16 protein-coding genes are annotated in these 19324 nt (G+C 61.4%); 10 read left to right on the forward strand and 6 right to left on the reverse strand.

Going from position 1 to position 19324, the window contains the following annotated elements; genetic code table 11:
- The first annotated feature begins 44 nt into the window (after positions 1-44).
- From C5J26_RS09455 to C5J26_RS09485, 7 genes are all read left to right on the forward strand, one after another.
- Positions 45-860 carry an IclR family transcriptional regulator C-terminal domain-containing protein gene (locus tag C5J26_RS09455; RefSeq protein ID WP_105401535.1) on the forward strand — a complete coding sequence of 272 codons (816 nt, stop codon included), beginning with the start codon at positions 45-47 and terminating at the stop codon, positions 858-860.
- Between the two features lie 136 nt (positions 861-996).
- Positions 997-1572 carry an NADPH-dependent FMN reductase gene (locus C5J26_RS09460; protein WP_046665947.1) on the forward strand — a complete coding sequence of 192 codons (576 nt, stop codon included), beginning with the start codon at positions 997-999 and terminating at the stop codon, positions 1570-1572.
- Between the two features lie 21 nt (positions 1573-1593).
- A complete protein-coding gene (locus C5J26_RS09465) occupies positions 1594-2406 on the forward strand; it encodes a citryl-CoA lyase (protein ID WP_105401536.1) in 813 nt (270 codons plus the stop codon).
- A 9-nt stretch (positions 2407-2415) separates the two neighbouring features.
- On the forward strand, positions 2416-3600 hold the full coding sequence (locus C5J26_RS09470) for a CaiB/BaiF CoA-transferase family protein (RefSeq protein WP_105401537.1): 1185 nt from the start codon (positions 2416-2418) through the stop codon (positions 3598-3600).
- A 39-nt stretch (positions 3601-3639) separates the two neighbouring features.
- Positions 3640-4500 carry an extradiol ring-cleavage dioxygenase gene (locus C5J26_RS09475; protein WP_105401538.1) on the forward strand — a complete coding sequence of 287 codons (861 nt, stop codon included), beginning with the start codon at positions 3640-3642 and terminating at the stop codon, positions 4498-4500.
- A complete protein-coding gene (locus tag C5J26_RS09480; RefSeq protein WP_105401539.1) occupies positions 4497-4880 on the forward strand; it encodes a hypothetical protein in 384 nt (127 codons plus the stop codon). Before C5J26_RS09475 ends, C5J26_RS09480 begins: the two co-directional genes overlap by 4 nt.
- Positions 4881-4959: 79 nt before the next feature.
- Positions 4960-6402 carry an amidohydrolase family protein gene (locus C5J26_RS09485; RefSeq protein WP_105401540.1) on the forward strand — a complete coding sequence of 481 codons (1443 nt, stop codon included), beginning with the start codon at positions 4960-4962 and terminating at the stop codon, positions 6400-6402.
- Between the two features lie 17 nt (positions 6403-6419).
- On the opposite strand, the gene C5J26_RS09490 is transcribed toward C5J26_RS09485, so the two are convergent.
- A complete protein-coding gene (locus C5J26_RS09490; protein WP_105401541.1) occupies positions 6420-7649 on the reverse strand; it encodes a flavin-dependent oxidoreductase in 1230 nt (409 codons plus the stop codon).
- A gap of 53 nt (positions 7650-7702) precedes the next feature.
- Entirely contained in the window at positions 7703-8854 is a 1152-nt protein-coding gene (locus C5J26_RS09495) for a DJ-1/PfpI family protein (protein WP_105401542.1), read from the reverse strand.
- Between the two features lie 95 nt (positions 8855-8949).
- Between C5J26_RS09495 and C5J26_RS09500 the strand changes: the two genes are divergently transcribed.
- Positions 8950-9882 carry a GlxA family transcriptional regulator gene (locus tag C5J26_RS09500; RefSeq protein ID WP_105401543.1) on the forward strand — a complete coding sequence of 311 codons (933 nt, stop codon included), beginning with the start codon at positions 8950-8952 and terminating at the stop codon, positions 9880-9882.
- A gap of 33 nt (positions 9883-9915) precedes the next feature.
- Here C5J26_RS09500 and C5J26_RS09505 read toward each other — a convergent pair whose 3' ends face one another.
- Positions 9916-11838 (reverse strand): methyl-accepting chemotaxis protein, encoded by a 1923-nt coding sequence (locus C5J26_RS09505; protein ID WP_105401544.1) that lies wholly within the window; start codon positions 11836-11838, stop codon positions 9916-9918.
- A 347-nt stretch (positions 11839-12185) separates the two neighbouring features.
- Between C5J26_RS09505 and C5J26_RS09510 the strand changes: the two genes are divergently transcribed.
- Positions 12186-13226 carry an SMP-30/gluconolactonase/LRE family protein gene (locus tag C5J26_RS09510; RefSeq protein ID WP_046631835.1) on the forward strand — a complete coding sequence of 347 codons (1041 nt, stop codon included), beginning with the start codon at positions 12186-12188 and terminating at the stop codon, positions 13224-13226.
- A gap of 344 nt (positions 13227-13570) precedes the next feature.
- Positions 13571-15130 carry a Fic family protein gene (locus C5J26_RS09515; RefSeq protein WP_105401545.1) on the forward strand — a complete coding sequence of 520 codons (1560 nt, stop codon included), beginning with the start codon at positions 13571-13573 and terminating at the stop codon, positions 15128-15130.
- A 396-nt stretch (positions 15131-15526) separates the two neighbouring features.
- On the opposite strand, the gene C5J26_RS09525 is transcribed toward C5J26_RS09515, so the two are convergent.
- From C5J26_RS09525 to C5J26_RS09535, 3 genes are read right to left on the reverse strand one after another with little or no spacing between them, the layout of a single operon-like run.
- The gene (locus C5J26_RS09525) at positions 15527-16348 is read right to left on the reverse strand and encodes a hypothetical protein (RefSeq protein WP_046631831.1); all 822 of its coding nucleotides are present in this window, start codon (positions 16346-16348) and stop codon (positions 15527-15529) included.
- Between the two features lie 31 nt (positions 16349-16379).
- Positions 16380-17378, reverse strand: coding sequence for a polysaccharide pyruvyl transferase family protein (locus C5J26_RS09530; protein WP_105401546.1), 999 nt, complete (start codon positions 17376-17378; stop codon positions 16380-16382).
- 41 nt (positions 17379-17419) lie between these two features.
- Positions 17420-18901 carry a lipopolysaccharide biosynthesis protein gene (locus C5J26_RS09535; RefSeq protein WP_105401547.1) on the reverse strand — a complete coding sequence of 494 codons (1482 nt, stop codon included), beginning with the start codon at positions 18899-18901 and terminating at the stop codon, positions 17420-17422.
- Between the last annotated feature and the right edge of the window lie 423 nt (positions 18902-19324).

Consider the following 19324-nt stretch of genomic DNA (forward strand, 5'->3'; position numbering starts at 1 on the left):
AATCCCGTGTGCGAACGAAATGCCGTGCAGCAGGAGAAATTCCGATGATTGACAGCAATTCGCCCGAGTTCGTCGAGGCGTTGGCACGGGGATTGTCGGTCCTGGAGGCTTTCGACGCCAAGGATCCGGAAATGACGCTGGCCGAGCTTTCCCGCAAGGTCGGCATGTCGATCGCCACCGTCCGGCGGAATGTCCTCACGCTCGAAGCGCTCGGGTTCATTCGCCGGCACAACAAGCATTTTCTCCTGGCTCCCCGCATCCTCACCCTCGGCTCCGCCTACCTGAACGCCTTCAATGTCGAAGAAGCGGTCACGCCTGAACTGCACCGGATCACGTCGCTTTTCGGCGATGCCGCCAACATGGCGGTGCTCGACGGGACGAACGTGCTCTACATTGCCCATCTTTCCGAAAGCCGCGGCGTGCGACGCAATGCCAGCCTCGGCGTCACCTATCCGGCTTACGCCACCTCGATGGGCAGGGTATTGATGGCAGCTCTTGCGGAAGAGGAGATCGACCGGTTTTTTGAGGCCTATACGCCGGTAAGGCTGACCGACTACACGGTGACCGACGAGGCGGAGCTCCGGGAAATCCTCGTCGAGACCCGCACAAAGGGTTATTCGATCACTGTCGACCAGCTCGATTACGGCATCACCGCGCTTGCCGTGCCGGTCAAGGACAATACCGGACGGGTCGTCTGCGCGATCAACAGTTCCGGCTACACGCCCCGGCTGACGCCGGAGGAACTGGTCGAACAGCGCCTGCCGGAACTGCGGCTGGCGGCCAACCGGCTCTCTCAGCTGTTCAGCCGTTTTCCGGCGCTCGTGCATTCACTGGCGCCGGCCAACCCCGCCACCCGCTGATCCCTCACAACCAACTCCTCCTCTGAAATTTTTCAAAGCCCTTGCGTCAGGGCTTGACACTCCGCGCCATCGAAATTCATTATACGAATATAAATTCGCCACGCGAATACTTTTGAGAATGGCATGGGAGGGATTCATGGCGCGATTGCAAATCGCAGTCATCGTCGGAAGCGCACGGCAAGCGTCGCTCAACAGACTGCTCGCCCTTGCCCTGACGCGGCTCGCAAAGCCCGACGTCGAGTTCGAATGGGTGACGATCCGTGACCTGCCGATCTTCGACCAGGAAGTGCTGGATGCCGGCACACCCCCGCAGGTCGAGCGGCTGAAGGCTGAGATCAGGCGAGCCGATGCGCTGCTTTTCGTCACGCCGGAGCACAACCGCTCGATCTCGGCGATGCTGAAGAATGCCATCGACTGGGCTTCGCGGCCCAGGGATACCAGCGCCTGGGCCGGCAAGCCGGCGGCGATCACCGGCGCTTCCTACGGACGGATCGGCACCGCGGCGGCGCAGCAGCACCTGCGTGCCATTCTCGGCTGCCTCGACGTTGCCGTGATGGGGCTGCCAGAAGCGTTCATCCATCTGCCGCCCGGCCTCATCACCCCCGAAGGCGATGTGACCAATGAGGAAACCCGCCTCTTCCTGCAGCAGTTCATGGATCAGTTCGACCGATGGGCCAGCCGCTTCGCGGGCAAGGCGAGCGTTGCAGCCTAATCATTTTCCAAGGACATCAGCATGAAAATCGGCAAGCAATCCGCGCCCTACCAGGCGATCTGCACCTCTAATCCGGAGACGATCATCGTGCGGGGCCACGACCTCGTCGACACCCTGATCGGTTCGATCTCGTTTACGGAATATACCTGGCTGCTGGTCGCCGGCTCTCTGCCGGACGAAAAACAGCGCCGCATGCTCGACGCGACGCTGGTGGCGATCGCCGAACATGGCCTGGTGCCGAGCGTGCAGGTTGCCCGCATGACGCTCGCCGCCTCTCCGGAAGCGGTCCAGGGCGCCGTCGCCGCCGGCCTTCTCGGCTGCGGTTCGGTCATCCTCGGCGCGTCCGAAACCTCGGGGGCCTTCTTCCGCGATATCCGCGAAGAGGCGCAGACGAGCGGCCGATCGGTGGAAGCCGCCGCCGAAAAGCTGTTGCGCGGCTACAGGGAACAGAAGAAACCGGTGCCCGGCTACGGTCATCCCCTTCACAAGGGGCATGATCCGCGCGCCGAGCGCCTGCTTGCGATCGCCCGCGAACTCGACGTCGCCGGCATTCATTGCGAGATCGCCAAGACGGTCGAAAGGCTCATCCCCGAGATCATCGGCAGGCCGCTGGTCATGAATGTGTCGAGCGCCATTCCCTGCGTGCTGCTCGATGCCGGTTACCCGCTGCTCGCCCTGAAGGGTGTGCCGCTTCTTGCCCGCACCGCCGGGCTTATCGGTCACCTGCTCGAGGAACAGACAAGACCGATCGGCTTCGTCATGTCCGCCGCCGCCGCCAGCGCCATCGAATACGACGGCCCCGCGCCTGACGGCTTCGTGGCAAACGAGAACTAGGACCCGGACATGCTGAAAGCTCTGGACCAAATCCGCATCGTCGAACAGGGCACGTTCATTACCGGCCCCTGCGCCGGCATGATGCTCGCCGATCTCGGCGCCGATGTCATCAAGATCGAGTCGGCCGGCAATGGCGATCCCTATCGCAGCTTCAAGACAGGTTTCTACAGCGCCCATTTCCAGGCCTATAACCGCAACAAGCGGGCGATCGGGCTGGATCTCAAAAGCGAACAGGACCGCGAGGTCTTCTACCAGCTGATCGCCCAGGCCGATATTTACATCCAGAATTTCCGCCCCGGCGCGGCAGGCCGCATCGGCGCCGACTACGAGACGCTGTCGAAGATCAATCCCAGGCTGATCTACTGCTCGATCAGCGGGTTTGGCCCGGACGGTCCCTATGCGCAGCGGCCGGTCTACGATTCCGTCGCGCAGGCCGTCAGCGGGTTTCTCAGCGTCTCGATCGACCCCGAACAACCGCGCTTCATCGGCCCGGCGCTCGCCGATGCGATCACCGGCATCTATGCCTCGCTCGGCATTTCCGCAGCGCTGATCGAACGCGGCCGCACCGGCAAGGGCAAGCGCATCGACATTTCCATGGTCGAGGCCATGATGCATTTCGCGGTCGAACCCTTCATGGGCTATTTCGCCCTTGGCGAAGAACCGAGCGGTGTCGATCGTCCGCGCCTCGCGCAGGCCTTCATCGTCCGCTGCAAGGACGACAAGCTGTTCGCCTTCCACCTGTCCTCGCTCGACAAGTTCTGGGATGCGCTGGTCGAGGCGATCGAGGGTGAGGCGCTGGCCAGGGACGAACGGTTCTCGCAGCGGCTGAAGCGCATCGACAACTACGATGCGCTGAACGCCGAGCTCAACGCGATCTTCGCCACCAGGACCCGGGCGGAATGGGTGGAGCGCTTCTCGAAGTTCGACGTGCCCTTCGCGCCGATCAACTCCATCCCGGATGTGGTGAACGATCCGCAGGCGCAGCATCTGGAAATGTTCGTGCCGGTCGCCGGCCGGATCGAAGGTGCCGAGCAGACGGTTCGGCCCGCCTATTCGTTCGATGGAGAACACGCAAAGACGGTGCGGGCCGCGCCGGTCGTCAACCAGCACGGGGACGAGATCCGCTCGGCGCTGCAAGGCAATCCGACGGCCTGGCCGGCGCTGGAAACGGAGACGGCGGCTGTGGCGGGTTAGGAATTCGGTCTAATAGACAGGACAAGTTCGGAGGAGAAGATGGCAACCCTGGCAGCGGTCCTTGCGACCACCCACCACCCTTTTTACCTGAAGGCGACAACCATGCCGCCGGAACAGCAGATGCCGCAGGCGGCGGAATGGAAACGCAAGGTCGAGGCCTATCGCGAGACCCTGACCCGCGCCAAGCCGGATATCCTGGTCATGGTCGGCGCCGACCATTTCCACCAGTTCTTCCTCGACAACTATCCGACCTTCCTGATCGGCAAGGCGCCGCGCTACGACGCGACCTTCTATAATGAAGAGCGCGAGTTCGGCATTCCGAAATATGTGCTGGAAGGCCATGAGGAACTGTCGAACTTCATGCATCAGGGCCTGATGGACCGCGGTTTCGACTTCGCCTTCAGCCATGAACTGAAGCTCGACCATTCGATCATCTGCCCGATCATCACCACGCGCCCCGATGCCGACCTGCCGGTCGTGCCGATCTACACCAATATCTTCGCGCCGCCGCTGCCTTCGCCGAAGCGCTTCTGGGATCTCGGCCGCGCCATCCGCGAGATCATCGACGAGTTCCCGTCCGACAAGCGCATCGCCGCCGTCGGCAGCGGACATCTGTCGCTCGAACTCGGCGGACCGCGCCAGTTCAAGGAAACCGGCCCGGATCCGGAATTCGACCGCAAGGCGATCGAATGGCTGTCGACCGGCAATATCGAGGAAATCCTCGCCAACGTGACCCATGAAAGCATGGCGAAAAGCGGCAACGCAACCCATGGTTTCATGGATCTGATCCTGATGATGGGCATCGCCGGGCCTATCCCGACCGCCTATCATGACAATCTGGACCTCTTCCACACGATGGAAGCATACTTCACGTGGTATCCGGAAGGAGCAGCGGCATGAGCAAGTATTATGTGAACAAGTTCCTCTTCACCGTCGACCGCGACCCGGAACTGCTTCGCCGCTACAAGGAAGACCCGCGCTCGCTCGTCGCCAGCTGGGAACAGTCGATCGGCCCGCGGCTGAACGATGCGGAAATCTCGACCGTCAACTCGCTCACGGACGCGGAACGCGAGGCGCTCGTCAACCACGATTATGTGGCGCTGTTCGAGATGGGCGCACATTTCTTCCTGTCGCTGACGATCTTCATCGCGATCTATGACGAGGATTACATGGCCAAGCTCGGTCCCCTCTCCTTCCAGCGCGAATTCGCGGAGAAGCTCAAGCACTGGAACGGCAAGGATTACCCGTCGATAGCGCTGTGGCAGGCAGCCGCTCGCTGAGAGACGCGTCGTAGCAGAGTCCTCCGATGCCGCATCGGCGACGGAGGGCATCATCAGGTCAGGCCGGGAGGGGAAGACCATGTGCAGATTCTGCAATAACCGGATGCATGCGCCGGCGGAACTCGGTAGCGGCTCCGGCAAGATCATTGCCGCGCCGGCCAGCATGCCTGCCGGCGTTGGCGATCCCGATCGCCTGACCCTGATCCGCGGCGGCGCCGTGCTCTCGATGGACAGCGGCGTCGGCAATTTTTCCAAAGGCGACGTGCTGATCCGCGGATCGCGGATCGTCGAGGTTGCTGCGTCGATCAACGTGCCTGAGGCCGCAATTATCGATGCTTCCGGCATGGTCGTCATGCCGGGTTTCGTCGATACGCATCACCACCAGTTCGAGACCGCGCTTAGAAGCCTGCTTGCCGACGCGATCCTGATCAATGACGGGCGGCCGGAAAGTGCCGCCAACTATTACGAATGGATGCTCCAGAAGTTCTCGGTGCTCTACCGGCCGCAGGATGTCTACATTTCGGAATTGTTCGGCGGCCTGTCCCAGATCGATGCCGGCGTGACGACTGTCATGGACGTCAGCCAGATCCACCATTCGCCGGAACATTCCGATGCGGCGATCACCGCGCTTCGCGATGCCGGGCGGCGCGGCGTCTTCGGGTATTTCGAGGGCTGGGGCGACGCAGCGAAATATCCGGGCGATGCCCGACGCATCAAGGCCGAGCATTTTGCGAGCGACGACCAGTTGCTGACCATGGTCATGGGCGGCGAAATCTACCTACCGTTTCATGAGGAGGCCTGGGCGCTAGGACGCGAACTCGGCATCCCGGTTGCGCTGCATGTGGTCGGCACTTTCGGCATGCAGGCGGTCTTCGACCAGCTGGCGGAGGCGGGCCGTTTCGGGCCGGACAATATCTTCATCCACATGACCGGCATGAGCGACATGGCCTGGAAGCGTGTCGCGGACGCGGGCTCGCATATATCGCTCTCGGTACCGATCGAGATGCAGATGCGGCACGGCAACCCGCCGCTGCAACAGGCGCTCGATCTCGGCCTTCAGCCGTCCCTGTCGACGGATGTGGAATGCACCATGACCGCCGACATGTTCACCCAGATGCGCTCGGCGATCACGCTGCAGCGAATGCTGGCGAACGACAAGGCGTTGCGCGGCGAGGAATACCCGAGGCTGCTGTCGGCGATCGACGTCATCCGCTTCGCGACGATCGAAGGCGCGCGGGGCCTCAAGCTCGATCACAAGACCGGCACGCTGACACCGGGAAAGGAAGCCGATATCATCCTGCTCGATGCGAATGCCATCAACGTCGCCCCGCTGAACCACGTCCCTGGCGCCGTCGTGACGCTGATGGAGCGGTCGAACGTCTCAACGGTGTTTTGCGCCGGCAAGATCCGCAAATGGCAAGGCACGCTGCTTGGCCATGACATCGCCAGGCTAAGGTCGGAACTGGAGGCCAGCCGCGACTTCCTGCTGGACGCCGCCGGGATCAGGCCGGATCTGTTCTGAGTGATCCGCCGCCATGCTCACCGGTTCCGTCCACGCGCGAGCGAAGCGTAGCCGCGGACGACCGCCTTGCGTTCTTCGAACGAGGCCACCGTGTCGATGTCGTCGAAACCGTCGGGCGCACGGGCCTCGACCATGTCGATGACACCCTCCGGTCCGCCGCGGCGGTTCGCCAGGACGATTTCCGATGTGGCAGGGCGGCGCTCCGCGTCGTAGCGGGAAAGGGCGGCCTCGATTTCATCCTGCGTCCGAAGATGTCCGGCAAGGCATCGGGCGTCGAGGATCGACTGGCTCGCGCCGTTGGAGCCGACCGGATACATGGCATGGGCCGCATCCCCGAGCAGGGTGACCCGCCCGAACGACCAGCGGGGCAAAGGCTCCCGGTCGCAATTCGGATATTCGTAGAAATTTTCGGTCGCCTGGATGATGGAGGCGGGGTCGACGAAATCGAGGTGAAAACGGTCGCGCACGAAGGGCAACACCTCGTCCGGAATACCGGACCGGCTCCAATCCTCGCGGCGAAGCGGCGTAGCACCCGCCTCCCCCACCTTGGCCATCACGGCCCAGTTCGTCAGCCGCATGCCAGGCTCCGTGGGATAGGCTTCGATCGGATAATAGACGAATTTCGCGAAATTGCCGCCAGCGATCGCCATCGTCCGGCCATCGCGCCAGATCGGCCAGGGCGTGGCGCCGCGCCATAACATGATCCCGCTCCAGATCGGCGGACCTTCATCGGGATAGAGCTGCGCCCGGATCGCGGAATGGATGCCGTCGGCGCCAACCAGCAAATCCCCCCGGGCCGTGCCGCGCCATCCGTCCGTTCCGCTGAAATGAACCGCGACCCCATCTTCCGTCTGTTCGAAGCCCTCAACCCGGCAACCGGTCCTGATGACGTCGGGTCCGAGACGGGCGATCACCGCCCTATGGATCACGCCGAGCAGCTTGCCGCGATGGATGCTGACCTGCGGCGCCTCTTGACCAGCATCCAGGCCGCGCAATTCCTGCCACACGACCTGACCGAAACGGTTCGTATAAATCAGTTCCCGCATACGGATCCCTGCAGCGTCGAGACCGGCCTGCAGCCCGAGATCGGCCAGCACGGCCACGGCATGCGGCAGCATGTTGATGCCAACCCCGAGTTCACGAACCTCGCCGACGCGTTCGAAGATCTCGACCTCGATCCCGGCCTCGTGAAGTTGAAGCGCGGTCGTCAATCCGCCGATGCCGGCGCCTGCGATGAGTACCTTCATGACTGGTTCCTTCCTCCCGTCTCGCAACGCGCAAAACCGTAGACCGCAACCATCTACTGCGGCGTCACTCGTCCCCTGTATTCGAGCTGCATGGCGACGAAATTGGCCGTGTTTTCCCGATAGCGCTCGGCGATGGCCTTCAGCGTCTCATCCAGCGCATCCGCCGGTTTGCGGCCAAGCGGCGCTCCGGGCACGCGCACCGCTGACGCGCTTGCGGTCACCTCGTCGGGAATGATGCGGATACCGCTGCGGCTCTCCACCGCATCCGCACCGGCTGCGAAGGTCACCACGCGCGAGCGATAAGTGCGCGACCATGCATCCGCGACGAGAGCGAGCGAAACTTCGTCCACGCCGTGAGACAGTTCGATGCCGAGCGTTTCCCGGCTCCAGAAGGCGAGCGAGTTGCCGATTGCCGTCAATGCGAAGGGCCGCGTGAAGGCGAAGGCGCCGCTATCATGTCGCGCATCCCAATCCGCGACGCCCAGATCGGCCGCGACAGCCTGAGCTTTCTGACGCCCGGCGATCGCCTCGATCAATGTCAGCGACATCGGCATGGAGGCGCTGATGCCGGTCGTCGTCGCAACGCGACCGTCGACGAGGAAGCGGCGGTCGGCAACGTGGCGGATGCTCGGATGTTCCTCCAGCATGGCGTCCAGCGAATACCAGTGGGTCGTGGCTTTTCGGCCGTCGAGAAGGCCGGTGGCCGCAACCACCTTGGCACCGACGCAGACGCCGATGATCATCGCGCCTTTGTCGGCCTGGCTCCTGATCCAGCCCAACGCTGCCGGATCATCCTCGCGCGCCATGGCCGGGACGATGACGTAATCGGCGCCCTCCGGATGCTGCCTGTCGAACTCCGAGATCGTTGCCTGCGGTTCGACCTTCAACGCCGGATAGAGCACCATCGGCCCGGGCTGCGTCGCCAATGCCACCACGTCGGCCACATCGGCGCGGCGCAGGATGCCGTAGGGCATCAGGTAGTCGGTGATCTCCGTCCCGTCGTTGATGCCGACGATGGCGATCACGGGACGGTCGCGTTTTGGCGGCCTCAAGGCCTCGACCGTGGCGCGTGTCTCCTCGCCGGGAATAGATTTGAGGACCCCGGCTGAAGAAGCAGACGGCAGAGAGACTATCCAGCCCCCGGCGACCACCAGGAAGACCGCCGCAAGCCCCAGCCCGCTAGCAAGAACAAAGCGCCACTTCATGATAGTTTCGCCGATCGATCGGTTGCCTCTGTTTGCAGGCAAAGTTACCGCTGCTATCGTCTGACTGAAATGACATTAATCGGGCAAAAACTGCCATGGCTCGCACAATTGCTCTCGTGGTGCATCCGGGTTTCCAGCTTCTCGATGCGGCCGGGCCGACATCGGCTTTCGAGATGGCGGAGCGATTCCGGCCGGGCAGTTACGACCTGGTGCTGATGGCGCCGGGCGGCGGCGAAATCGAGAGCTCGTCAGGCCTCAAACTGTCGGCTGCCCCACTCCAGGACGGGCCGTTCGACACGGTGATGATCTCGGGCGGCGAGATCATCCGCTCCATGGAGGCCGTGCACGACATTCTCGAATGGCTGAAACGTACGGATGCAAGGCGCGTGACAAGCGTTTGTTCCGGGGCCTATCTACTCGCCGAAGCCGGGCTGCTCGACGGGCGCCGCGCCACTACCCATTGGAACAGTTCGCACGACTTTTCCCGCCGCTACCCCAAGATAGAGATGCACGCCGAACGCATCTATGTCCAGGACGGTCACGTCTGGACTTCTGCCGGCATTTCCGCCGGTATCGACCTGGCGCTTGCTCTCATAGAAGATGACCTGGGGCCGGACATTGCACGCAGGGCGGCACAGCAACTCGTCGTTCATCAGCGCCGGCCCGGTGGCCAGTCGCAGTTTTCAGCGCTCGTCGACCTTGGAGGCCACACGGGCAGGTTCTCGGCTTTGATCGGCTGGATGCGCGAGCATCTGGCCGAGCGGCTGACCGTCGAGCGCCTCGCCGATCAGGCGGCGATGAGCCCGCGCAACTTTGCCAGGGCGTTTGCAGCCGAAACCGGCACGACACCCGCCAAGGCCGTGGAACGCCTGCGGCTCGAAACGGCGCGGATGGCGGTCGAAACCAGCCACGCGCCGCTCGAACATATTGCCGAGGCCGCCGGTTTCGGCGACGCCGGGCGAATGCGGCGGGCGTTCCTCAGAAGCCTGGGACAGCCCCCGCAGGCGCTCAGGCGCGGCTACAAATAGCGCCCGGACGCAGATAGCCGGTCAAAGACGCGCCTAAAACTCCTGCCAATCGTTGCTGACCGCAGCGGCCGAGGAGCCGCCGGAGAAGGCAGTGGCAACCCTGCGGGCCAGATTGCGGGCCGGCGAGGCAGCCGGCGTGTCGCGGCGATCGGCCGGACGCGGAACGTGGCGCTGGCCGGGCAGCTTGAACTGGGACAGCAGCTCGTTGAGCGATGCCGCATCCCTGGCGAGACCATGGCTTGCGGCGGTCGACTCCTCGACCATCGCGGCATTCTTCTGGGTATCCTGGTCCATCTGGTTGACGGCCGTGTTGATCTGCTGAAGGCCCGAAGACTGTTCCTGGGCCGACTCGACGATCGCGTTGACGTGCCGGTTGATTTCCTGCACTTCCGAAACGATCGTTACCAGCGCCTGTCCGGTCTGGCCCACCAGCTGCACCCCGGCGTTGACCTGCTCGTTCGACGTCGTGATCAGCGCCTTGATCTCCTTGGCGGCCTTGGCGGAACGCTGGGCGAGTTCGCGCACTTCCTGGGCGACGACGGCAAAACCCTTGCCGGCATCGCCTGCACGGGCCGCTTCGACGCCGGCGTTCAATGCCAGAAGATTGGTCTGGAAGGCGATATCGTCGATGACGCCAATGATGTTGGAAATCTCGCCCGATGACCTCTCGATCTGTTCCATCGCCTTGACGGCGCGCTGGACGACCTCGCCGGAATTTTCAGCACCGCTGCGGGTGCGGGCAACCAGCGCGCCGGCCTCCTGAGCGCGCTTCGTGGCGTCCTTGACGGTGGTGGTGATTTCCTCGAGAGCCGCGGCGGTTTCCTCGACGGAAGCTGCCTGCTGCTCGGTGCGCTTGGCCAGATCGTCGGCGGCCGCCTTGATCTCCGCCGAACCGGCCTGGATGCTGCGGGCATTCTCCGCCACCTGCTCCAGGGCCGTCTGCAGCTTGGTCGCCGAGGCGTTGAAATCGTTGCGGACACCGTCCAGCGTCGCGGTGAACTGCTTTTCGATGCGATAGGACACATTGCCGTCGGACAGATGGCTCAGGCCTTCCGCCAGATTGTCGACGGCGAACTTGATCTCGGCGGCTTCGCGCGTCTTCTGGGTTTCGCGCTCTATGCGCTCGCGCTCGGACAGGCCGCGATTGTCTTCGGCTTCCCGTTCCAGGCGGGCACGCTCCAGCGCGTTGTCGCGGAAGATCGCGACGGCCTTGGCCATCTCGCCGATTTCGTCCTTGCGGTCGAGGCCGTCGACGGCAGCTTCCGTCTGACTGGCGGCCAGCGAAGCCATACGCTCACGCAGGCGGGCCATCGGCGCGGTGATGCCCTTATGGGCGATGGTCATCGACAGGACGGCGGCGATCGCGATGCCGAAAAGCATGCCGCAGATCGCATAGGTGATCGTGCTGGAGACCGACTGGCTCAGCGTTTTGGCGCCGTTGTTGAGGATTTCGGCCATGGCGCCGTTATTGGCGCCGAATTTCGGAGAGAGATCGACGATTGCCTGATCGAGCTTGGCGGAAAGCGTACGGACTTTTTCCTTGTCGCCTGCGGTATGGGCCTTGAGAAGATCGTCGCCGACTGCCTTCAGCGCGTCCGCACCGGCAAGCAGTTCGTCGATCGCGGCCTTGCGGCTCGGCACCAGCGCCGGGATCTGGCTCAACCGGTCGCGGGCGCCGGCAAATTCCTTGGAAAACCGGCCGGAAAGATCCTGGAACGCCGCGCTTGCCGGCTCCTGGGCCAGCGCGCGGCTCAGCCATGTCGTCGCGGTCCACATGCCGGCAGCGCCGCGGGGTCCGAAGGTCGCAGCGTTACTTTCCTTCTGCAGGAAGCCGGAATAAGCCTCGTTGGCGGCGCTGAACCTGCTGGTGACGTACATCAGCCCTGCGAGGGAAATGACCGCGAGGATGGCAATCGCCATGAGGAATTTTGTTTTAATCTTTAAATTCTTGAGCATCAGATACCTCGAAAAACGCTGAAAGAGCGACAGTGCATCGAAAAGTGAAAATGCCGGAGCCGTGCCGGACGGTGCACATCATGCGCAGGGTGATCGAACTTGATCCTCCGTTTTTCATAAGGGCTTTTTCATAATAAAATCTTACTCTTGCCGCAGCGCATCAACGACACGTCCGGACCTCAAAGGTGGCTTTCACCACTGCTTAACCAAAGGCGGCAGAAGGCAATCTTGTTTGTTGCGACGCACAATGGACTGCCATTAATTGGGTCGCGGGACCATCGTCTCGGTTCCCGGTCAAACCGGCAAATTGATATGAAATCAACTATCCATAATCAAAGGACTTCAACGTGAATTTCTCACGCCGCAACATCATGACGCTTTCAGCGGCCGCCCTGGCAACCACCTTCCCGAAAATGGCATCCGCGCAGGCGATCGGCTTTACGCCGAGCCCGATCTATCCCGACCCGGCCATCCAGATCCTCGATCCGAGCTTTGCGAAATATCGCATCGCCAGCAGCTCGCTCGAACAGGTCGCAACCGGCGCTCGCTGGCTGGAAGGTCCGGTCTGGTTCGGCGACGGGCGTTATTTGCTCGTCAGCGACATTCCGAACAATCGGGTCATGCGCTATGACGAAGCCAACGAGAGCTGGAGCGTCTACAACCCCAGCTCCAACTATGCCAACGGCCACGCCCGCGACCGCCAGGGCCGCTTGCTTTCCTGCGAACATCTGACACGCCGGGTCACCCGCACCGAATATGACGGGTCGATCACCGTGCTCGCAGACAACTACAACGGCAAGAAGCTTAACTCCCCGAACGATATCGTCTGCAAATCGGACGGCTCCATCTGGTTCACCGACCCGCCCTTCGGCATCGCCGGCGAGTGGGAGGGCGAGAAGGGCACGGCGGAGCTGCCGCACTCCGTCTATCGCATATCGCCGGACGGCAAGCTTGGCCTCGTCACCGACGAGCTGAAGGGCCCGAACGGGCTCGCATTTTCGCCGGATGAAAAGAAGCTCTACATCGTCGAAGGCCGCGCATCGCCATTCCGTATCATCTGGAGCTACGACCTCGGCGCAGATGGCGTGAAGCTGTCGAACAAGACGGCATTGGTGACGGCCGACGACAACGGCGCTCTCGATGGCCTTAAGATCGATATCGATGGCAATCTCTGGTGCGGCTGGGGATCGAACGGCGCTGCAGGCGCCAGGCCCGAGGATCTGAACGGCGTCAAGATATTCAACCCGTCCGGCAAGGCGATCGGCTTCATCAAGCTTCCGGAGCGCTGCCCGAACCTCGTCTTCGGCGGCCCAAAAAAGAACCGCCTCTATATGGCGAGCAGCCACTCGGTCTACGCGATCTACGTGGAAACCCGCGGCGCCGTTTAATCACCGCGATCAAATCCGGAGCGGCCGGCCGTCAGGTCCGGCCGCTTTCGCCGTGACCATCGAAGCGCCACGCTTCCCCGGCAATTTGCATCGCCGGGCCGTAGCCTTGCGATACCCGTCAGCGGCGCCGAGCTAGAGCGGGCGCCGCGATATCTACTCCGTCTTTCCGGCGGAAAGCCCAGTGAGGAAGACCCCGATTAACTGCCAAACGACACTCCACCAATGTCACGTCGGAATCAATATTCGTGAAGGCTGCCTCCCTGTTATTGAAATTCATTGCTTATCATCGAATTTCATGAGAGCTTCGATCTGGAACCATTTTTCAGAGACGAGTATCCGGATTCATGGAACAGGGCCAGAGAAAGCCATTTTCAGAAGCTGTCAGTATATTTCACGACCGCTCGATGCCGGAAGCCGCCCTCCCGGTCGGCTATGCAGCCCTGATCGATGCCTTTGAATTACCCGTACCTGTGCCAATCATCCTCTCAGCGATCGGTCCTCGCCACAAAGTCTATCAGGCCGAAGGATGGAACGTTTTCACGCCGCGCCACCAACCGGACGACAATCTTACCGGACACCTAACCTTTGCCCTACGCTATGAAGGACTGGATCTTGCTGTTCTGAAAGCCCTGTTCCGGGCAACAGGTCCTGAGCCGATCACCAACATGGTGCGCGCGGCGCCCACTGGCGCCTATGCTCGACGGCTGTGGTTTCTCTACGAATGGCTGCTGAATACACGGCTTGATCTGCCCAACGCGGCACAGGGCACCTATGCCGTTGTCGTCGATCCAGACCGGCAATTCTCGGTGGGTGGAACGAGTTCAACAAGACATCGCGTGAAGAATAACTTGCCCGGCACACCAGCTTTCTGCCCGATGATCTTCCGCACGCCCGCACTCGAAGCATTCGTTGCACGTGGACTTGGCAACGAAGCGCGCCAGTTGATCGACGAGGTGCCGGCGGACCTGCTTGCACGCACCGCTGCATTCCTGCTGCTCAAGGATTCGCGCTCGAGCTTTCAGATCGAGGGAGAAGATCCGCCGCCAGATCGCATCCAGCGCTGGGCCCAGGTTATCGGTGAAGCCGGGCGTCGACCGATAGACCGCGCCGAATTGGAGCGGCTGCAGCGCATCGTCATCGGCGACGCGCGCTTCGTTCATCTTGGCTTACGCGTTGAGGGTGGCTTCATCGGCGAGCGTGATCGCCTGACGGGCGCGCCAATCCCCAATCATGTCAGCGCCCGACATGAAGATCTGCCCTCTCTGATCGACGGCCTGACTTCTTTCGACCGAGGCGCGGCACAGCAGCTCGATCCTGTTCTCGCCGCCGCGGCTCTCGCCTTCGGCTTCGTCTATATCCACCCTTTCGAGGATGGAAATGGCCGACTGCACCGCTATCTAGTCCATCATGTTCTCGCCGAGCACGGGTTCAATCCTCCCGGACTCGTCTTTCCGGTCTCGTCGGTCATCCTGGACCGCATCGATGCCTATCGAACCGTACTGGAAAGCTATTCACGCCGCCTGTTGCCGGTTGTTCATTGGCAGTCGACGGATCGTGGTAACGTCACGGTGCTGAACGACACAGCCGACTTCTACCGCTACTTCGATGCGACGCCTCAGGCCGAATTCCTGTTCGAGTGTGTAGCCCGAACCATTGATGTGGACCTGCCAGCCGAGACAGCATTCCTACGCATTTATGACGCGTTTAAGATCGAGGTCCAGCAGATCATCGATATGCCCGATCGCCTGCTGGACCTCCTGTTCCGCTTCCTGCGCCAGAACGACGGGCGACTGTCGAAGCGGGCTCGTGAAAGGGAGTTTTCGGCGCTCACCGACGCAGAGGCGGCACGCATCGAGGCCATCTATGCTGATATTCAAGGTGCGGTGAGGTCGTTTCGCAGTTAAACATGAGAGGGCATTGTAAACTTAACGTTCACGAGGCAATCGTAGGCCGCTTGCACCATGGCGGTTCAGGCGCGAGCGATTTTTGCCCAGAGGTTCATTGCCTCCGAACGCAGTTCGCGACACACAGCCTGACCTATGATCTCGGCAGGGGAACGGTGGGCGGCACAGCGGGTCACGGTCACTGCGTTAAGTTGACGAAGCCGTCGCATCGCCGCCGCTCTGCTCCTGCACTCACATTCATCGTGCCCGCGCCATGGCGCATTGGAAAATAGTGACGGGTGCCATTGCCTGATCTCAGGCAGCAGTGCGGTCGTTCGTTCGCCGCTCGACAATGTGACAACTCCTCAGCGTGAAATGGTAGTGTGATCGGTGCCTGTCGACCGGGCGCCGCGATATCTACTCCGTCTTTCCGGCGGAAAGCCCAAAAAACTCTTTTCTGTACCCCGCCGACAGCGGTCGGAGCTTCGTCAAATTCTTGAGAATCCGGACAGGCTGTTTGAGAACGTTCCTGTTCAGGAAATACATATGGATCAGGCTGGGTGCCTTGCTGTGCGACCCCTTGTGGGCAACGCGGTAGACCGCACCCCGGAACGGCAGCGCGTTCAAGGGCGTACCGCGTTCGGCCAGAATCGATTCTATGCGGACATGGCTGCCGAGCATGTCCTTGATCCATGGGAGAGAAACGTCTTCCGCCTTTGACGGCAGTCCGTAGAGGTCCGAACGAATGATCAGCGACGTTCCGCAATAGTGGTTGAACTGGTCGCGGCACAACAGAATGCTGCCGCCATCGTCCCAGATGTAACCCTTGTCGATCGTCCAGCCGTTCTCGTTCTGGTGGCGGGCAGCATATTCGGTAATTCGGGCGCTGACGAAATCGTCGTCGTCGACGATCATGAAAAAGCGACAATCGCGGGCCGTCAGCATCCCCGCAAGCACGCGGCGGCCTTTGTCGGCGCGGAATGAATCGAGAAAATCCTCTTCCGTCGCATCGCCCCGCTCGTGAATGTCGTTCGGCGGAAAGTCCACCCACGCCACCGAGAACTTCTCCGGCAGGACAGGAAGATCGGCACCCCTGTTGGCGACGATCACGCCCCGCCAGTCAGGATTGGTCTGGTTCGCGATGGATGCCACGGTCTGCGTCAGGTTTCGCTTCAGGATGCTCCAGTCGCGCGCGTTGTCCTGATGTCGTACAGGGATGATGAAGGTCACAACACTCATGACAGCCTCCGGTCGTTGATCTCAGGCAGCATCATGCCGCGACACCTGCCTGTTCTTTTGCCCATCTGATGCCGTCGTCGAGCGAAGTCGCCTTGTAGGAGAGATCGGTGCCTCCGGAAAAGGCGTTCATGAAGCGGCGGATTTTTCCATAATTATTGTCGAGCACGGCATGGCTGCGTCCGATGAGAAGCGAGCAGATATGCACATGCAGACGGTCCGTCACGATGGCCTTGCCGCGGGAAATCTGGCTTATGCCACGCTGGAAGCGGTTGTTGGCCGCGGCATCCAGTTTGCGCAGCCGCATTTCGGAAGGGTTGAGGTGCAGCAGTGCCGAGGCCGCCCCAAACGCTTTTGCAACGCGCACCTTCGATCGGCTCTCGGTAATCCAGTCCTCCTTGGGGATGTCCGGATAGGCGGAAAAGTCGACGGTTCCAACCTGTTCCTTGTCTTGCCGGAGCATTGCGAGGACCGGGAATTGCGGCGCGGCGGGCTCTATCTTGCCGATGCAGAAGGCCATGTCCGGGCACAGATAGACCTGGCAATCAAAATTTTCCTTGGCGAACTGAAACGACTCCTCGTCGCGCACCAGGAGCACGAAGTTCTTGTGCCTGCCGATCGCGCGCTTGCTCTGCTCCAGCCGTTCCGCGGACTTGTAATGGATCGATTGCGGAAACTGGACGATCTGCCGGTCGGGAAACAGCTCCATGACGCGCTCCCGGAAATCCTGATGAAACACCCATATATCGCCGAAATTGCCACCCCCATGGATGAAGATCGGGCCATTCGGGGCAGAGATCTTGAGGTCATCCGGTGAAAAATCGTCGGTCGTGCAAACGTAGGAAGGCCGCTTTGCGTATCGCTGCTTCAAATAGGCCATCTCTCCGAGCCAGATCGCGGAATCTCCGCAATTCCGGATGTCGGGAAAGTCCAGTATCGCTATCGGTTCATCAGGCCGGATGAACTCTTTAAGGCAATCGTGGGTCCTGTCCTGAAGCTTGGTGATAAGTTCGGATTGCTGAGCACCTGACATTATGCCTCTCTTTCAAACGTTTAGAAGAACAAGCCCCGCGATCAGGCGTGACTGACTTTGGACAAGACCTTGGCGGCGATCTTTCTGACTTCAGTCTCCGGACCGTTTGGACGATCCATGACCAGCCAGAGAAAGATGCTGGAGCCGCAATAAAGAACGCCTCCAAGGCAGATAAGGGCGGCCAGTTGTAGGACCAGCCCGGTATGCGTGGTTTCTACTCCCATGTAGCGATCGGCAAGCGAGACGCCGGCCGCCATGACGGCCGAACTGGCAAGCGCTCTGAAATTTGCCCATAGCTGTGCGGAGACAGAAACGCTGATGAAGCGCTTGACGATGATCATGTTCACGAAAGCGCTGAAGAGGCCGGTGAGCACACGGCTGAATATCAACCCCGGAAGGCCCCAGAACACCAGGCCGATCGTAATCACGGGGATCCGGACGAGAAGCATCTGCGCGTCGCGGATGAACAGGGTCCGGGTTTGCCCCAGCGCCATGCCGAGAGGCTGATTGAGAGATCCCAATGTCTGCAGCGCATAAACGGACGCCAGCGCCTGGATGATGAAAATTACCGGAAGCCACTTTTCACCGAGCACGAGCCTGACCAGGGGATCCGCGATGACCGCCATCCCGATCCCGGCAGGCAACGCCACCGCCGTCAGCAATGCCTGGGTTCGCTGATAGGCTGCGGCCAGACGCGCGGGATCGTGGCGGACATTGGCAAAAGCGGGATAGATGGTGGCGGTCAGCGGCGCGGTCGCTTCGCGCGTCGGCGTCATCGCGAGCTGCCCGCCCAGCGAATAATATCCCAGAGCGGAGCCGGTCAGCAGCTTGCCGATCAGCAGATAGTCGAAACGCCAATTGAGCGTATTGACGATCTGCCCGGCGGTAATCCAGATCGAAAACGAAAAGAATTCCCGCATATGGGAGAAGGTGATCCGGGGGCGGAACGGCAGGATGAAATAGGACGCCACGACATTGGTGATCTGCATCACCAATGTGCCGACCACCAGCGCCCAATAGGTCTGATAGATGACGGCGATGGCGACGGTCGCCACAAATCCGGCAATCTTCTGGGCCACGTTCAGCACGAACTCCTGCCGGAAGATCAGCTCCCGCTGGAGCATGATCCTTCGCGGATTGGCAAACCCGTTGATGAGGAGGCTGAGGCTCAGGACAAGCAGCACGCCGAAAAGGCGCGGGTCGTCGTAGATGAGGGCAGCCGGATAGGCGAACGCGGCGAATAAGGCGCATAATATCAGGCCGCGGGTCGCAGCCAGTGTCCATGCGGCGCTGAAATGGGATTCTTCCGGGGCTTCGTGACGGATAAGCGCTTCGTTCAACGAAAGCTCGGTGATCGTCGTCACGATGGCGAGCATGGTCGTCGCAAGCGCTACGAGGCCAAAATCCGACGGCAGGAGATACCAGGCCAGGATGATGGTACTGAGGGTCGACAACCCATTGACGATGACCCTCGAGAGGGAGACCCAGAGACTTCCGGTTACCAGGCGGTCAGCGATACTCATGACCGACCTCTTCGCGACAAATACCGATCGTACGTGAGCGACATCATTCCGTAGCTACCCCTTTTCGCGGAGTTTCGGCTCCTTTTCAAGCCGCTGGTTCCGCGCCCATGATGCGTGAGATCTTCTTGCCGCATTAAAATGGGCGGGCTATCTGCTGGACACTTCGGTCATCGATCTCTCCATGCAATTTTCCCCTGGTGGCTTAAGCGCATTCTCAGTGACCGGACGAGTCGATCGTCTCGTCGGACGGCGTGATCCGGCAGCCCTGGCCGGGGCTGCAGACCGCCGACGGTCTAGTTGGCCGGAAATGATGTTGGTTTTGTGGTGCCCTTCGCAAGTGCGAAAGAGCAGGTGCACAACGCCGCAAGATGGGCGTGTTTCCGGCATTGATCGTCCGATTGCTTTTGGCATTCCCGCGATCGG

It is taken from the genome of Neorhizobium sp. T7_12, assembly GCF_002968535.1.
Classification (GTDB): domain Bacteria; phylum Pseudomonadota; class Alphaproteobacteria; order Rhizobiales; family Rhizobiaceae; genus Neorhizobium; species Neorhizobium tomejilense.

Excerpts from the sequence above, each read along its gene's own strand:
- C5J26_RS09455 (WP_105401535.1), top strand. The coding sequence starts at position 45 with ATGATTGACAGCAATTCGCCCGAGTTCGTCGAGGCGTTGGCACGGGGA.
- C5J26_RS09460 (WP_046665947.1), top strand. The coding sequence starts at position 997 with ATGGCGCGATTGCAAATCGCAGTCATCGTCGGAAGCGCACGGCAAGCG.
- C5J26_RS09465 (WP_105401536.1), top strand. The coding sequence starts at position 1,594 with ATGAAAATCGGCAAGCAATCCGCGCCCTACCAGGCGATCTGCACCTCT.
- C5J26_RS09470 (WP_105401537.1), top strand. The coding sequence starts at position 2,416 with ATGCTGAAAGCTCTGGACCAAATCCGCATCGTCGAACAGGGCACGTTC.
- C5J26_RS09475 (WP_105401538.1), top strand. The coding sequence starts at position 3,640 with ATGGCAACCCTGGCAGCGGTCCTTGCGACCACCCACCACCCTTTTTAC.
- C5J26_RS09480 (WP_105401539.1), top strand. The coding sequence starts at position 4,497 with ATGAGCAAGTATTATGTGAACAAGTTCCTCTTCACCGTCGACCGCGAC.
- C5J26_RS09485 (WP_105401540.1), top strand. The coding sequence starts at position 4,960 with ATGTGCAGATTCTGCAATAACCGGATGCATGCGCCGGCGGAACTCGGT.
- C5J26_RS09490 (WP_105401541.1), bottom strand. The coding sequence starts at position 7,649 with ATGAAGGTACTCATCGCAGGCGCCGGCATCGGCGGATTGACGACCGCG.
- C5J26_RS09495 (WP_105401542.1), bottom strand. The coding sequence starts at position 8,854 with ATGAAGTGGCGCTTTGTTCTTGCTAGCGGGCTGGGGCTTGCGGCGGTC.
- C5J26_RS09500 (WP_105401543.1), top strand. The coding sequence starts at position 8,950 with ATGGCTCGCACAATTGCTCTCGTGGTGCATCCGGGTTTCCAGCTTCTC.
- C5J26_RS09505 (WP_105401544.1), bottom strand. The coding sequence starts at position 11,838 with ATGCTCAAGAATTTAAAGATTAAAACAAAATTCCTCATGGCGATTGCC.
- C5J26_RS09515 (WP_105401545.1), top strand. The coding sequence starts at position 13,571 with ATGGAACAGGGCCAGAGAAAGCCATTTTCAGAAGCTGTCAGTATATTT.
- C5J26_RS09525 (WP_046631831.1), bottom strand. The coding sequence starts at position 16,348 with ATGAGTGTTGTGACCTTCATCATCCCTGTACGACATCAGGACAACGCG.
- C5J26_RS09530 (WP_105401546.1), bottom strand. The coding sequence starts at position 17,378 with ATGTCAGGTGCTCAGCAATCCGAACTTATCACCAAGCTTCAGGACAGG.
- C5J26_RS09535 (WP_105401547.1), bottom strand. The coding sequence starts at position 18,901 with ATGAGTATCGCTGACCGCCTGGTAACCGGAAGTCTCTGGGTCTCCCTC.